Here is a 13,051-nt window from a genome sequence, read left to right on the forward strand (position 1 = left end):
CACTCAGCCGAACACGGCCAGCGCGGTGGTCAACACCAGCGTCGCGGCAAAGACCAGATTGATGGTCCGCGAAGCGGCCGGCCTGCGGAGGAACCGGGCGAACGCCGCTCCCGCAACGAGCCACACAGCATGAATAGCGACGATCATCAGCGCCAGAACGGTCAGCTTAAGCCATATGCCGATATCGCCGGCGCTTTGGCTCGACGAAGCGCCGGCGAACACGGCGGCGATCGCCACATAGGCTTTTGGGTTGGCGACAGCCAGCAGAAACCCGGCCAGCCATGTCGGGCGCGAAGCCTCGGCCGCGCGCGCCGCCAATGGCGGAGCCGTGGCGATCTTGAACGCGAGATAGAGGATATAGGCACCGGACGCGAAAGCCAGCAGCGGTGCCAGCTTCGGCATCGACGTGAGCACCGCCATGACCCCGGTAGCTACCACCAGCAGCACTGCAATCGTGCCCAGGGCGATCCCCCAGGCGTACCGCAATGAATCTCGCAAGCCGAAGGCAGCTCCGACGGCGGTGACGCTTATCGTTGCCGGCCCTGGGCTGCCCATGACGACGGTGGCGGCAAGCACCAGCGCGACCAACTGGCGCCAAAGATCCGGTTGCGAAAGAAGCGGCTCAGTCATCTCACCCTCTGCCTTGCCCCGTGCGAAGGACGGTATGGCAAGACAGGTGCGTGGTCTTGGACGTTCGTGCGTGCGGCGCCGCCGGAAGTTTCAGCCGCTTGCCTTGTCGAGCTCGGCCATGTCGTCGGCGGTCAATTTCAGCGACCCGGCCTTGATCAGGCTGTCCATCTGCTCAGGCCTGGTGGCGCTGGCGATCGGCGCAGTGACGCCTGGCCGTGCGATAACCCAGGCAAGCGCCACTTCCGCCTGCTTGGCCGAATGCCTGGCCGACACCGCATCGAGTGCCGCGAGAATGCGCGTGCCGCGCGCGTTGAGGTAGTCTTTCACCCCGCCGCCACGCGGGCTTTGGCCAAGATCGGCCTCGCTGCGGTATTTGCCGCTGAGGAAGCCCTTGGCCAGGCTGAAATAGGTGATGACGCCGATATCCTCGGCCACACACAGATCGCGCAACGGCCCATCGAACGAGGATCGGTCGTAGAGATTGTACTCCGGCTGCAGCACCTCGTAGCGCGGCAGGCCGCGCAGGCTCGCCACATCGAGTGCCGCGCGCAACTGGCCGGCGTCGAGGTTCGAGCAGCCGGCATAGCGGATCTTGCCCTTGGCGAGCAGCTTCTCGTAGGCGCCGAGGGTTTCCTCGTAGGGCGTGGTCGGATCCGGCCAGTGCGACAGATAGAGGTCGATGACGTCGGTCTGCAGCCGCTTCAGCGACGCGTCGACGGCCTTTTCGATATAGGCGGCGGACAGGTCCTTGTGGCCTTGTCCCATATCCGAACCAACCTTGGTGACCACCACGACATGATCGCGATTGCCGCGGTCCTTCATCCACTTGCCGATGATGGTTTCCGATTCGCCGCCCTTGTGGCCGGGCACCCAGCGCGAATAGGCGTCCGCCGTGTCGATGGCATTGAGACCGGCCCCGACGAAGCGGTCTAGCAGATCGAACGAGGTTTTCTCGTCGGCGGTCCAGCCGAAGACATTGCCGCCCAGAACCAGCGGCGCGATGGAAAGGTCGGTGCGACCAAGGCGGCGTTTCTGCAAGGCGTATCTCCGGGATGATTGGGGGCCAGTGAATGCAGCCCTGGCTGAGGTTCGGAACCTAAACTAGGTCTTCCATCATCGAGGTCAAAGGCCTGGCGGCCTTTTCCGCAGAGCCAGCGCTTCACAAAGGTGCTACCCGGCGCGCGACATCCTCCAGCCAGTGGTCGCTTATGCCCAGCGCCTCAAGGTGTTCCAGCGTGCTGATCACATAGTCCTCATTGTTGCCGGACTGGCCGACCGCGCCGCGCACCACGGCGGCTGCGTGCGCCGCGTCGAGCGCGCCGGCATATTGCTCGTGCTGGCGGTCGACGATGTAGGCTACGGCTTCGACCGTCCGGCCGCCGTCAAGGCGAATCCTGAGCGTCCGTTCGAGATAGACGTTGGTGACCAGCTCGCGCTCGCGCAGATAGGCGATGACCTCATCACGCAATTCGCCGGGCACGCGGAACGCCAATCCGACGCAGGAGCCACCACGGTCGAGACCGAGCACCAGCCCCGGCCGCTGACGTGTGCCGCGATGCACGAAGGAATAGACGCACAGCGAGCGCCGGTAGCCGTGCAGGCGCGCGCGCTGCGTCTCGACATGCGCGAAACCCGGCCGCCAGATCAGCGACCCATAGCCAAACACCCAAAAATCGCCCATATCGCCGCGCCTGATTGTAAAGAATGGCAGCACCACACCGGAATCGGTGTTTTTTCCGTCCGCCTCTGTCTACCTGTTGTTGTCGGAATCGCGAGTCCGCCTGCAACACCCATGCGTTAACGAGAGCCAAAGCATGACGTCAAGTGACGAACGCCAACCGAAGCGCCGACGCCGCCTGTTCTGGCTTGCCGCGTTCATCCTCGTGTTGTTCGCCATCTACAGCGCTGGCTGGTTCTACCTGGCTGACCGGGTCCGAAGTGAAGCCGACAAGGCGGTTGCCTCGCTCAACAAGAGTGGCGTCGAGGCCGGCTGTGCCAATCTCCAGGTCAGCGGCTATCCGCTGAGTTTTGCCGTCTCCTGCGACAATCTCGCTTATGAGGACGATGCCAGGAACATCGCCGCCTCGGCCGGCAGCTTCAATGCCGTCGCCCAGATCATCCAGCCGCTGTCGCCGGTGGCCGATCTGCGCGGTCCGCTCAGGACCTCCGTTCCAGGCATGATGCCGCTGTGGATCGACTGGGACAACCTGCAAGCCAACGTCAAACTGTCATGGCCGCTGCCACGGCGGATTTCAGTGCAAGCCGAGGGCCTGTCCGGCCAGACCGATCCCGCTGATGACACCGATCCAGTCGAACTGTTCAGTGCCGGCAAGGCGGACAGCCAATTGCAGCCTAACGGCGGGGATATCAACTATCTCGGCAATTTCACCGATCTCGAGATCGATGCCGAGGCGATCGGCGGACGGGTGCTGCCGGCGCTCGATGCCAGCGGCGACGTGACGCTGAAGAATGGCGTCGCGCTGATCGGCAGGCAAGTGAAGAGCCTGCGCGGCCAGGCGATCGAGATCCGCAACCTCGACCTGTCGTCAGGCACGGCGCGCGTCACTGTTTCCGGACCATTGTCGGTCGATGCTGATGGTCTCATCGACGCCGACCTGTCGATCACGCTGAAGGACCCGAAAGCCGTGGCGGCGATCCTCGGCGGTGCCATCCCCGAGCAAAAAACGCAGATCGAGCAGGGCTTTGCTGGCCTGGCGCTGCTCGGCAACCAGCCGTCGATGCCGCTCAAGGTGGTCAAGGGCAAGGCCTCGCTCGGCTTCATTCCGCTGGGCAAGATCAAGCCGGTGGAATAGCGCATCGATGGCAAAAACCGTGAGACTGCTGAGTGTCGGCGCGCTGACGCTGGATACGATCCTGCGTGTCGAGACGCTGCCCGACCACCAAGGCAAGTTCATCGCCTCCGACGGCGTCCAGATCGCCTCGGGCATGGCGACGAGCGCGGCCTGCGCTGCACATCGCCTGGGCGCCGACGTATCGCTGTGGGCGAGCGCGGGCGACGATTCTGTCGGCGATCAGCTGATCGCCGGGATCCAAGCAGAAGGCATCGATTGCAGCTTCGTGCGCCGCGTCAACGGCGCTCGCTCGGCGCTGGCCTCGATCCTGGTCGACGCGCATGGCGAGCGCATCATCGTGCCCTTCTACGACAGCCAGGCCCAGGCCGATCCCGAGGCTCTGCCGCTCGCAGACCTCTCAGCATTCGATGCCGTGCTGGTCGACGTCCGCTGGCCCGGTGCCGCAGCGCTTGCCCTGGAGGCGGCGCACGCCATCGGCCGGCCGGCGATCCTTGATGCCGATACCGCGCCGAGGGACGTGCTGGAACTGCTGCTGCCGCTGGCTTCCCATATCGTGGCTTCCGAGCCGGCGGCGCGTATATTGTGCGGCAAGGAACTGGATTCGCGCCAGGCCTGTGAGGCACTTGCCCGTCGCGGCGATGCGTTTGTCGCGGTTACCGGCGGCGCGGCTGGAACCTGGTGGTTCGATCGCGCGACGGGATCATCACGCCATGTCGCGGCGCCAAAAATCAAGGCGGTCGACACGCTGGCCGCCGGCGATGTCTTTCACGGCGCCTTCGCCATCGGACTGGCGGAAGCCATGCCGGTCGAGCAGGCCTTGCGCTTTGCCAGTGCGGCCGCCGCGCTCAAATGCCTGCGCTTCGGCGGCAGGCTAGGCGCGCCGGACCGGGCCGAGACGCTGGCGATGATGAAAAGCCACTGGCCAGCAGGTTGAAGAACCGATCTACGCCTTCGCCGGGTGCTCGACCGCCTGACGACCGAAATCGGGCACGTCGATGTCCTGGCCCGCCTCGATGATAGAGCGGCGCACCGCGCGGGTGCGGGTGAACAGATCGAACAGCTTTTCGCCGTCGCCCCAGCGGATCGCCCGCTGCAGCGACGCCAGATCTTCCGAGAACCGTGCCAGCATTTCGAGGATGGCGTCCTTGTTGTGCAGGCAGACGTCGCGCCACATGGTCGGATCCGAGGCGGCGAGACGGGTGAAATCGCGAAAACCCGAAGCTGAATATTTGATGACTTCGGACTTGGTCACCGACTGCAGATCGTCGGCGGTGCCGACGATGTTGTAGGCGATGATGTGCGGCAGGTGCGAGACGATGGCCAGCGTCATGTCGTGATGCTGCGGATCCATCGTGTCGATGTTGGCGCCGCAACGGCGCCAGAATTCCGACAGCCTCTCCAGCGCCTCCGGGTCGGTGTCGGGCAGCGGGGTGAAGATGCACCAGCGATTGTCGAACAGGTCGGCGAAGCCGGCATCGGGGCCGGATTTTTCCGTGCCCGCCAGTGGGTGGCCGGGAATGAAATGCACGCCATCGGGCACATAGGGCTGCATCTGGGCGATGACCGATGCCTTGGTCGAGCCGACATCTGTGAGGATTGCGCCCTGCTTCAGTGCCGGCGCGATTTCCTCGGCCACAGCGCCGGACGAGCCGACCGGCACCGAGACGATGACCAGATCGGCATCGCGGACCGCTTCCTTCGCATCGGTGGAGTAGGAGGAGCCGAGCCCAAGCTCTTGCGCACGCGCCAATGTCGCGGCACTGCGGGTCGAGATGGCGACGTGGCGGGCGAGGCCCTCGCGGCGGATGACGCGGGCCAGCGACGAGCCGATCAGGCCGATGCCGACCAGCGCGATCTTTTCAAACATCGGTGATGTCATGGTGTTCTAGCTTTTCAGGAATGTCGTGAGAGCAGCGACAACGCCGCGATTGGCATCTTCGGTGCCGACGGTCATGCGCAGCGCGTTGGGAAAGCCGTAGCCGGAAACACGCCGCAGGATATAGCCGCGCGCCGTCAGATAATCGTCCGCCGCGGCAGCCGAATGGTTCTGGTCGTCGGGAAAATGGATCAGGATGAAATTGCCGACGCTTGGCGTCACCCGCAGCCCGAGCTTGCCAAGCTCCCCGCTCAGCCATGTCAGCCAGGTTTCGTTGTGCCTCACGCTGCGTTGGACGTGGTCGCGGTCACGGATCGCGGCGATGCCGGCCTCGATCGCCGTCGCATTGACGTTGAAAGGGCCACGCACACGGTTGATGGCATCGACGATGTGCATCGGCGCGTACATCCAGCCGATCCGCGCTCCGCCGAGACCGATCTTGGAGAAGGTGCGGGTCATCACCACGTTCTCGGCGCCGCCGACCAGTTCGATGCCGGCTTCATAGTCGTTGCGGCGAACATATTCGGCGTAAGCCGCGTCGAGCACCAGAAGCACATTTCCGGGCAGGCCGGCATGCAGGCGGCGCACTTCCTGGAACGGCACATAGGTGCCGGTCGGGTTATTGGGATTGGCGAGGAATACGATTTTGGTGCGCGGCGTGACGGCGGCCAGCATCGCATCGATGTCTGCACGCTCATCGGTCTCCTTGACCGCGACCGGAGTTGCACCGGCCGACTGGATGTAGATCTTGTAGACCATGAAGGCGTGTTCGGTGAAAATCGCTTCGTCGCCGGGAGCGAGATACGTCTGCGCCAGAAGGCCGAGAATTTCGTCGGAGCCGTTGGAACAGATGATGTTCTGCGCGTTGAGACCATGCACCTCGGCGATCGCCTCACGCAGCCGCCTGGCGGTGCCATCGGGATAGACGTCGAGCTTCGCAGCAATCTCCCGCGCGGCCTCGATCGCCTTCGGCGACGGACCCAGCGGATTCTCGTTCGACGACAGCTTGTAGACCTTGGCGACGCCGGCGGGCGCCGTGCTCTTGCCCGGCACATAGGCGTCGATGTCCATGATGCCCGCGCGCGGGGTTGGACGTGCCTTGTCCGGTGTCTGGCTCATGTCGCAAAATCCGTCGAGAACGCTTCCGTCTGGAAGCCGCAGCGGAAATACAAGCCACGGCCCGCAATGTCGAGAGGTGGCAACCTCCGGACCGCGGCTGGCCGTTGACGCGGGCGCGCCACAGTCCTAGAAGAGGTACGAGATTCCGTGGTGATTTGGCCGGTCGGCTTGCAGCCACGTTAAACAACTTGCTAAAGGGCCGTTTGCATCCTGTAACCGGCTTTGCGGCGGCAATGCCGGTTTTTTGTTGTCCGCGCCGGCCGGACACCGCATCGGCCTCGAATTTCGAAAGCGCCGTGCGGATTCAAAGTGTGAGATGGATGCAATGGCCGCTCTGCGCGCTGGAAAAACCAACAACGAGGCTGATCAGCCGTCGAGCCCGGTGCTACGCTTTGGGCCCGACAAGCCGCTAAAGCTCGATGCCGGCACCCTGCTGTCGCCGTTCCAGATCGCCTACCAGACCTACGGCACGCTGAACGACGCCCGTTCCAACGCCATCCTCGTCTGCCATGCGCTAACCGGCGACCAGCATGTCGGCAGCACCAATCCGGTGACCGGCAAGCCGGGCTGGTGGGAAGTGCTGATCGGCCCCGGCAAGATCATCGATACCAACCGTTTCTTCGTCATCTGCTCCAACGTCATCGGCGGTTGTCTGGGCTCCACCGGCCCGGCCTCGACCAATCCCGCCACCGGCAAGCCCTATGGGCTCGACCTGCCGATCATCACCATTCGAGACATGGTGCGCGCCCAGCAGATGCTGATCGACCATTTCGGCATCGAAAAACTGTTTTGCGTCCTCGGCGGCTCGATGGGCGGCATGCAGGTGTTGGAATGGGCGTCCAGCTATCCGGAGCGCGTCTTCTCGGCTCTGCCGATTGCCACCGGCGCGCGCCATTCCTCGCAGAACATCGCCTTCCATGAGGTCGGCCGGCAGGCCGTGATGGCGGATCCGGACTGGCATGGCGGCAAATATTTCGAGCACGGCAAGCGCCCGGAAAAGGGCTTGGCGGTGGCGCGCATGGCCGCCCACATCACCTATCTGTCGGAGGCTGCCCTGCATCGGAAGTTCGGCCGCAATCTGCAGGATCGCGAGGCACTCACCTTCGGCTTCGACGCCGACTTCCAGATCGAGAGCTATCTGCGCCACCAGGGCATGACCTTCGTCGATCGCTTCGATGCCAATTCCTATCTCTACATGACGCGGTCGATGGATTATTTCGACCTCGCCGCCGACCATGGCGGCCGGCTGGCGGATGCGTTCGCCGGCACGAAAACCCGCTTCTGCCTGGTGTCCTTCACCTCGGATTGGCTGTTCCCGACCGAAGAGAGCCGCTCGATCGTTCATGCGCTCAACGCCGCCGGCGCGTCGGTATCCTTTGTCGAGATCGAGACCGATCGCGGCCACGACGCCTTCCTGCTCGACGAGCCGGAATTGTTTGCCGCGATCAATGGCTTCATCGGCTCCGCAGCACGGGCGCGAGGGCTCGCATCGTGAACGTCACCCGCAACCAGCGCGTCGACCTCGAAGTCGTCGCCAACCTCATCCCGCCACAATCGCGCGTGCTCGACGTCGGTTCAGGCGATGGATCGCTGCTCGAATTGCTGCAGGACACCAAGCAGGTCGACGGACGCGGCCTTGAACTGTCGCAGCGTGGCGTCAACGAATGCGTGGCGCGCGGCTTGAGCGTCATCCAGGGCGATGCCGACAAGGATCTCGAATTCTATCCCGACAAGGGCTTTGACTTCGTCGTCCTGTCGCAGACCCTGCAGGCCACCCGCAACCCGAAGCTGGTTCTCAACGAACTGCTCAGGATCGGCAATCGCGCCATCGTGTCCTTCCCCAATTTCGGCCATTGGCGGGTTCGTATGTCGCTGTTTCTCAATGGCCGCATGCCGGTGACCACGGACCTGCCCTATTCCTGGTACGACACGCCCAACATCCATTTCTGCACCATCCGCGACTTCGTCAATCTGTGCGACGAGCTTGGCGCTACCGTGGAAAAAGCAACTGCGCTCGACGCCAATGGCCAGAAGATCGGCCTGTCGATGCCATGGTGGTTCTGGAACTTCTTCGGCCAGCAGGCGGTGTTCTTGCTGAAACGGTGATCCCGCCGCGCCATTGTCGACTTCACGCCTGGTCAAGGACATCCGTGGCCTTATGCGGATGCTCAACGCCATCAACGAAGATCACGTCGGCTTCCGAGTTGTCGGTCCGCAACGTCAGTATCGCCTGATAGGCGGCCGAATTGTACCATCCGCGCACGTGTTGCCTGTCGGGAAATTCGATGATGATCAGGTGGCCCTGCCATTTGTTTTCGATGACCTCGACATCGCCGCCATGGACCAGAAAACGACCGCCGAAAGGGGCCAGCGTGGCATCGATCTTCTGCAGATATTCGACGAGCTGCGGACCCATCCGGGCTTGGCGCATATGGGCAACGGCGTAAGCAGTCATGACAGTACTCCCTCTGGGACCGAAGCCGACCAGCCGGCCTCGCGACGGCAATCTGCCCAAACACCGGCCGCGATGCGATTACGTCCGACGTAGTAGAATGCATTCGGATCATAGACGCGTCATTCATCGCAAGGGCGATTCGCAAGCATAGCGCGCGGCAATAGTGTTGCAGTTGAAGCGCTAGATACTGGAATTCGTCGTTTCACGCGCATTGAGCAGCATCCCGGTGGGGTGACAGGTACGTCTGTTTTTTGTAGCGTCGTGGCCAATACGGGGGATATGGAAGGGGGAGTCCGATCCATTTGACCGTCCTGAAGATCGAAAGACCTGGCAGGAAGCGTATTTTTTCGATGGAAATGGCTGACGCAGTATGACCGGGAAGACAGAACACGCTCCTCTCATCACGGTCATCACGCCGACTCACAACAGGCGTGAGGCGGTATTGCGCGCCATGGAAAGTGTACTTTCCCAGAGCATGCCGAGGTTCGAGCATATTGTCGTCGACGATGGCTCGACGGACGGAACCGCGGCGGCACTGGCCGGCATTCGTGATCCGCGACTGATCTATGTCGGCGCGAAATGGCGAGGCGCCAATGCCGCCCGCAATGCAGGCATCGAGCGCGCGCGGGCACCCGTCGTGACGTTCCTCGATTCCGACGACGTCTATCTGCCGCACAGGCTCGAACGGACCCTGACCTGGTTCGATGCCAATCCGGCGCTCGAAGTGCTGATCAGCTCCTATGTCTCCCTGAAGGGCGGACGCGCCACCGATTGCATCAATCGCGATGCATTCCTAAACTCTGCCACGCTGGAGCGAACGCTGGTCGCGGAGACAATCTTGATCGCGGGATCGGCGATAACAGCGCGCCGCGAGGCGTTGCTGGCCATCGGCGGCTACGACAGCGACATCGCCAGGATGCAGGATCGGGAATTGCTGCTGCGCCTTGCCCGGCGCTTCGGCGCGCAATTGTCTCAGGACATCGACTGGACGAAGCACAATTCGGAGAATTCGATTTCGCGACGTCGCCACGGCTATGTCGAAGCCTATGCGAACCTGATGCGCAAACACCCGAATATTGCCCGCTCGTACCCACATATTCCGCCCTACATGATTACGCGGCAGATCATTTCCGATATTCTGAAGTGCCGGATTCCTGAAGCCTTGTCGGGCTACATGACCAACCGGTCGTCGAAAGATCTCGGCTATTCGCTGCCCGAACTGATCAAAGGCTATGTCTCTGGCCGGCGCTGGCGCCGCGACCTTCACGACGAGTTTCGCCAGAAGTTCGGCGTCCGTCCGGCCTGACCCTGTCACTACGACGAAGCTATCGGTCGAGCTCCGGAAAATACGGGTCCGAAAAAAACCGTCTGTCCCGCTCGCCTTTCAGGCAGTCGACAGGCGCACCAGTGTCGACGGGGATGACCCTCGTCCTATCTTGAATGCCGCTCACTTCGAGGATCAGCTTGCGCCGGATGGCCGTAGAAAATTCGGCGGCAGCGTAAATCGGCAGCACAAAGGAACCAGGCCCTCCGGTCACGCACTGCGCATAGTACTGGTCGAGATGGCTGAAGGTTGGTGACGGATTGATCAGGATCGGCAGGCCGTTGATGACGATGCCTTTGGCTGTTGCCGCATCGCGCGTCGCGGTGACCGGCGGCCCGATATTGTTGGGACCATCGCCTGATATATCGATGACGCTGCGTTCGCCCTCGAAAGAAGTGCGATCGAAAATCTCGGTGCCGAAAGCCAGTGCACTGGAAATCGAAGTGCCGCGGAAGCTGCGGAACGGCCGGGCCGCGACTTTGTCGGCAAAGCTGTTGGCGCTCTCGGCGCTGTCGATGATTTGCCAGTCGATGATCGCGTCGTCGCGCACCGTGCCGGCCCATTCGAAATAGGCGAGCGCGATGCGGCCCGTCTTGCCGGCGCGGACAGCCTGGATGAAATCGGGATGCCGCAGCGCCTCGACATAACCGGCGCGCTGCAGGGCAAACTCCTTCTCGTCCATCGACAGCGAAATGTCGACCGCCAGCACCAGCTCGACATCGACCGCCAGCGCATCCGGCGGCGGGGCGGTCGGAGCAGCCTGGGAATAGGCAAGACAGGCAAGCAGGCGTAAAGCATCAAGCATGGCCGACGCCAGAGTTGTTTCTTCGCGAAATCTTCCTTCGCGATCGCGGCAAAATAAAGCTTGGAGCCCGTAACCGGGGAAAACAGCCTATTTCTTGCGGCGGGCGGCCGCCGGCGGCGGGTCGATCGCACCAGCCCTGACGCGGACAGGTTTCAGCGCCTGCGCACCGGTATCCTTGACGATCGTCAGCGCGCGCGGAAAGAACTGATTGTTGTGCAGCCCACGTCCGATGTTGAGGATCGCTGTCTCGGGCAAGCGCTTCTCCAGTGTCGACAGCACTCGTCGCAGCGAGGGTCCGTCGAACGCGTCAAGGGCTTCGTCGATGATCACCCACTTCGGCTGCCGCAGGGCGAGCCTGGCGAAGGCCAGCGAACGCTGTTCGTCATCGCCCAGCTCATGTTCCCAGCGCGCGCTGCGGTCGAGTGAGGATGACAGCCGTCCAAGCCCGACTTCGGCAAGCACCGCCGAAATGTCGGCGTCGCTCGCCGGCGCAGGTCCGTTCGGGTGATCGAGGACCTCGCGCAGAGTGCCGGCCGGGAAATACGGGACGCGCGGCACGAATATGGGGTTTTCTCCCGCAGGCAGGCCGATCCGCCCACTCCCCCATGGCCACAGGCCGGCAATGGCACGGAAGAACAACGTCTTGCCGGCGCCGGGGTCGCCGGTGATCATGACGCGCTCGCCGGGACGGATTTCGACATGCTGGTCGGCAAGCTTGGTGCAGCCGTCCCGCGAGGCCACTTCGAGCTTTTCGAAAGTCAGGCTGCCATTGGCGTTCTCGCCGAAGGCAATGCGCCTTTCCTTGTCGTGCAGCACATCGGTCTCATTGAGCGCGATGCGGAAGTCGGCGACGCGCATCAACGTGGCGCGCCAGTCGGCGATGCTGCCGATATTGTTGATGAACCAGCGCAACGACGAGTGAACCTGGTTGAAGGCGCCGACCGCCATCATCAGCCCGCCAAAGCTGATATCGCCGGAGAAATAGACCGGTGAGGCGACCAGGATGGGTGCCACGACGGTGATCCAGCCATAGGTGTCGGTCACCCAGGACAGGTTGATCTGGGCGGTGTAGATGCGGCGCATGGCGCCCAGGACCGTACCGAGGTCGAGTCCGAGCCGTCGCCTGGCGTCGGCCTCGCCATGGTACAGCGCGATGGCATCGACATTCTCGTTGACGCGCACCATCGACGAGCGAAGCTCGGCTTCGCGTGTGTAACGGTCGCTGTTGAGGCGGATCAGCGGTCGCCCGACCAGCCAGCTCAGCCAGGAGGCGGTGCCGGCATAGAGGATGGCGGCCCAGACCATGTAGCCCGGTATGGCCAGCGCGGTGCCGCCGATATGAAACACGAAGCCCGCGGACAGTTCCCACAACACGCCGACGAAGGATACGAGCAGGATACACGACTGCAGCAGGCCGACGCCGAGGTCGGTCGACAGGTCGGACAGATGAGCGGCGTCCTGCTGCATGCGCTGGTCGGGATTGACGCCGATGGCGCCGGCATTGGCCAGCCGGAAGGCCCGCGCCGGCCGCATCCACTGGTCGATCAGATCCAGCGTCAGCGCCTCGCGCAGCTTCAGCCTGATCATCTGGTTGAGCCAGGTCTGGCCGATGTTGAGCACCAGAAGCCCGCCGGCGATTGCCGCAAAGACGAGAAGCTGGTGCAGGAAGGCCGCCATGTCGCGGCGTGCAAGCGCATCGTAGAAAGGCTGGTTCCAGCGGTTGAGCAGGACCTGGCCGATCGACGTTGCGATGATGACGGCCATGATGCCGACCGATGTCCAGAGCAACCAGCTGCGAACCGGCGATCCCGTCAGCGCTTGCCTGATCGTCGCCACCTGATCGCCCAGGCTGCTGGCTTCGACCGCCACGGCAGCCGGCTGAACGGTGGCTGCATTGTCCAGTTGATCAGCCATAGCTGAGGTCCTTGCGTTCAGTGCTGAAACCGGATGGAGAGACTTGACCGCATCCGTCGTTCAAATGGGCTGCGAGCCCCCTTGCGACAGATAGGGTGGGACAAGGCTCCAGGCG

General features: G+C 63.1%; 13 protein-coding genes and 1 riboswitch. Of the genes, 5 read left to right on the top strand and 8 right to left on the bottom strand.

The window, feature by feature from the left end; genetic code table 11:
* Positions 1 to 3 precede the first annotated feature (3 nt).
* The 3 genes from AC1DZP_RS00480 to AC1DZP_RS00490 all read right to left on the bottom strand — a co-directional run bounded on the left by AC1DZP_RS00480 (position 4) and on the right by AC1DZP_RS00490 (position 2,311).
* Positions 4 to 630: a LysE family translocator gene (locus AC1DZP_RS00480; protein ID WP_477299783.1), complete on the bottom strand. Its 627-nt coding sequence runs from the start codon at positions 628 to 630 to the stop codon at positions 4 to 6.
* A 90-nt stretch (positions 631 to 720) separates the two neighbouring features.
* Positions 721 to 1,668: an aldo/keto reductase gene (locus tag AC1DZP_RS00485; RefSeq protein ID WP_477299784.1), complete on the bottom strand. Its 948-nt coding sequence runs from the start codon at positions 1,666 to 1,668 to the stop codon at positions 721 to 723.
* Positions 1,669 to 1,789: 121 nt separating this feature from the next.
* Positions 1,790 to 2,311 (bottom strand): gamma-glutamylcyclotransferase, encoded by a 522-nt coding sequence (locus tag AC1DZP_RS00490; RefSeq protein ID WP_477299785.1) that lies wholly within the window; start codon positions 2,309 to 2,311, stop codon positions 1,790 to 1,792.
* A 133-nt stretch (positions 2,312 to 2,444) separates the two neighbouring features.
* Here AC1DZP_RS00490 and AC1DZP_RS00495 point away from each other — a divergent pair, with 133 nt between their 5' ends.
* Together AC1DZP_RS00495 and AC1DZP_RS00500 are read left to right on the top strand one after the other, a co-directional pair.
* Positions 2,445 to 3,443, top strand: a complete 999-nt coding sequence (locus tag AC1DZP_RS00495) for a DUF2125 domain-containing protein (protein WP_477299786.1) — start codon at positions 2,445 to 2,447, stop codon at positions 3,441 to 3,443.
* A 7-nt stretch (positions 3,444 to 3,450) separates the two neighbouring features.
* Positions 3,451 to 4,377: a sugar kinase gene (locus AC1DZP_RS00500; RefSeq protein ID WP_477299787.1), complete on the top strand. Its 927-nt coding sequence runs from the start codon at positions 3,451 to 3,453 to the stop codon at positions 4,375 to 4,377.
* 9 nt (positions 4,378 to 4,386) lie between these two features.
* On the opposite strand, the gene AC1DZP_RS00505 is transcribed toward AC1DZP_RS00500, so the two are convergent.
* Both AC1DZP_RS00505 and hisC read right to left on the bottom strand, forming a co-directional pair.
* On the bottom strand, positions 4,387 to 5,322 hold the full coding sequence (locus AC1DZP_RS00505; RefSeq protein WP_477299788.1) for a prephenate/arogenate dehydrogenase family protein: 936 nt from the start codon (positions 5,320 to 5,322) through the stop codon (positions 4,387 to 4,389).
* Positions 5,323 to 5,328: 6 nt separating this feature from the next.
* Entirely contained in the window at positions 5,329 to 6,438 is a 1,110-nt protein-coding gene (gene hisC / locus AC1DZP_RS00510) for a histidinol-phosphate transaminase (RefSeq protein ID WP_477299789.1), read from the bottom strand.
* Positions 6,439 to 6,575: 137 nt separating this feature from the next.
* A riboswitch (SAM riboswitch) is annotated at positions 6,576 to 6,653 on the top strand.
* A 110-nt stretch (positions 6,654 to 6,763) separates the two neighbouring features.
* Here hisC and metX point away from each other — a divergent pair.
* Positions 6,764 to 7,933, top strand: a complete 1,170-nt coding sequence (gene metX, locus AC1DZP_RS00515) for a homoserine O-acetyltransferase MetX (RefSeq protein ID WP_457153179.1) — start codon at positions 6,764 to 6,766, stop codon at positions 7,931 to 7,933.
* The gene (gene metW / locus AC1DZP_RS00520; RefSeq protein ID WP_477299790.1) at positions 7,930 to 8,544 is read left to right on the top strand and encodes a methionine biosynthesis protein MetW; all 615 of its coding nucleotides are present in this window, start codon (positions 7,930 to 7,932) and stop codon (positions 8,542 to 8,544) included. Before metX ends, metW begins: the two co-directional genes overlap by 4 nt.
* 22 nt (positions 8,545 to 8,566) lie before the next feature.
* On the opposite strand, the gene AC1DZP_RS00525 is transcribed toward metW, so the two are convergent.
* Positions 8,567 to 8,893 carry a DUF1330 domain-containing protein gene (locus tag AC1DZP_RS00525; RefSeq protein WP_477299791.1) on the bottom strand — a complete coding sequence of 109 codons (327 nt, stop codon included), beginning with the start codon at positions 8,891 to 8,893 and terminating at the stop codon, positions 8,567 to 8,569.
* Positions 8,894 to 9,263: 370 nt separating this feature from the next.
* Between AC1DZP_RS00525 and AC1DZP_RS00530 the strand changes: the two genes are divergently transcribed.
* A complete protein-coding gene (locus AC1DZP_RS00530) occupies positions 9,264 to 10,199 on the top strand; it encodes a glycosyltransferase family 2 protein (protein ID WP_477299792.1) in 936 nt (311 codons plus the stop codon).
* 19 nt (positions 10,200 to 10,218) lie between these two features.
* Here the strand turns inward: AC1DZP_RS00530 and AC1DZP_RS00535 are convergent, their stop codons facing one another.
* Together AC1DZP_RS00535 and AC1DZP_RS00540 are read right to left on the bottom strand one after the other, a co-directional pair.
* Positions 10,219 to 11,022, bottom strand: coding sequence for a DUF1194 domain-containing protein (locus tag AC1DZP_RS00535; protein ID WP_477299793.1), 804 nt, complete (start codon positions 11,020 to 11,022; stop codon positions 10,219 to 10,221).
* Between the two features lie 87 nt (positions 11,023 to 11,109).
* The gene (locus tag AC1DZP_RS00540; protein WP_477299794.1) at positions 11,110 to 12,936 is read right to left on the bottom strand and encodes an ABC transporter ATP-binding protein/permease; all 1,827 of its coding nucleotides are present in this window, start codon (positions 12,934 to 12,936) and stop codon (positions 11,110 to 11,112) included.
* Positions 12,937 to 13,051 lie beyond the last annotated feature (115 nt).

The sequence above is a fragment of the Mesorhizobium sp. P2_F8 genome, assembly GCF_056403655.1.

What these genes read in the sequence shown, in the direction of transcription:
- AC1DZP_RS00480 (WP_477299783.1), bottom strand. Translation starts at nt 630, where the DNA reads ATGACTGAGCCGCTTCTTTCGCAACCGGATCTTTGGCGCCAGTTGGTC.
- AC1DZP_RS00490 (WP_477299785.1), bottom strand. Translation starts at nt 2,311, where the DNA reads ATGGGCGATTTTTGGGTGTTTGGCTATGGGTCGCTGATCTGGCGGCCG.
- AC1DZP_RS00495 (WP_477299786.1), top strand. Translation starts at nt 2,445, where the DNA reads ATGACGTCAAGTGACGAACGCCAACCGAAGCGCCGACGCCGCCTGTTC.
- AC1DZP_RS00500 (WP_477299787.1), top strand. Translation starts at nt 3,451, where the DNA reads ATGGCAAAAACCGTGAGACTGCTGAGTGTCGGCGCGCTGACGCTGGAT.
- AC1DZP_RS00505 (WP_477299788.1), bottom strand. Translation starts at nt 5,322, where the DNA reads ATGACATCACCGATGTTTGAAAAGATCGCGCTGGTCGGCATCGGCCTG.
- hisC (WP_477299789.1), bottom strand. Translation starts at nt 6,438, where the DNA reads ATGAGCCAGACACCGGACAAGGCACGTCCAACCCCGCGCGCGGGCATC.
- metX (WP_457153179.1), top strand. Translation starts at nt 6,764, where the DNA reads ATGGCCGCTCTGCGCGCTGGAAAAACCAACAACGAGGCTGATCAGCCG.
- AC1DZP_RS00525 (WP_477299791.1), bottom strand. Translation starts at nt 8,893, where the DNA reads ATGACTGCTTACGCCGTTGCCCATATGCGCCAAGCCCGGATGGGTCCG.
- AC1DZP_RS00530 (WP_477299792.1), top strand. Translation starts at nt 9,264, where the DNA reads ATGACCGGGAAGACAGAACACGCTCCTCTCATCACGGTCATCACGCCG.
- AC1DZP_RS00535 (WP_477299793.1), bottom strand. Translation starts at nt 11,022, where the DNA reads ATGCTTGATGCTTTACGCCTGCTTGCCTGTCTTGCCTATTCCCAGGCT.
- AC1DZP_RS00540 (WP_477299794.1), bottom strand. Translation starts at nt 12,936, where the DNA reads ATGGCTGATCAACTGGACAATGCAGCCACCGTTCAGCCGGCTGCCGTG.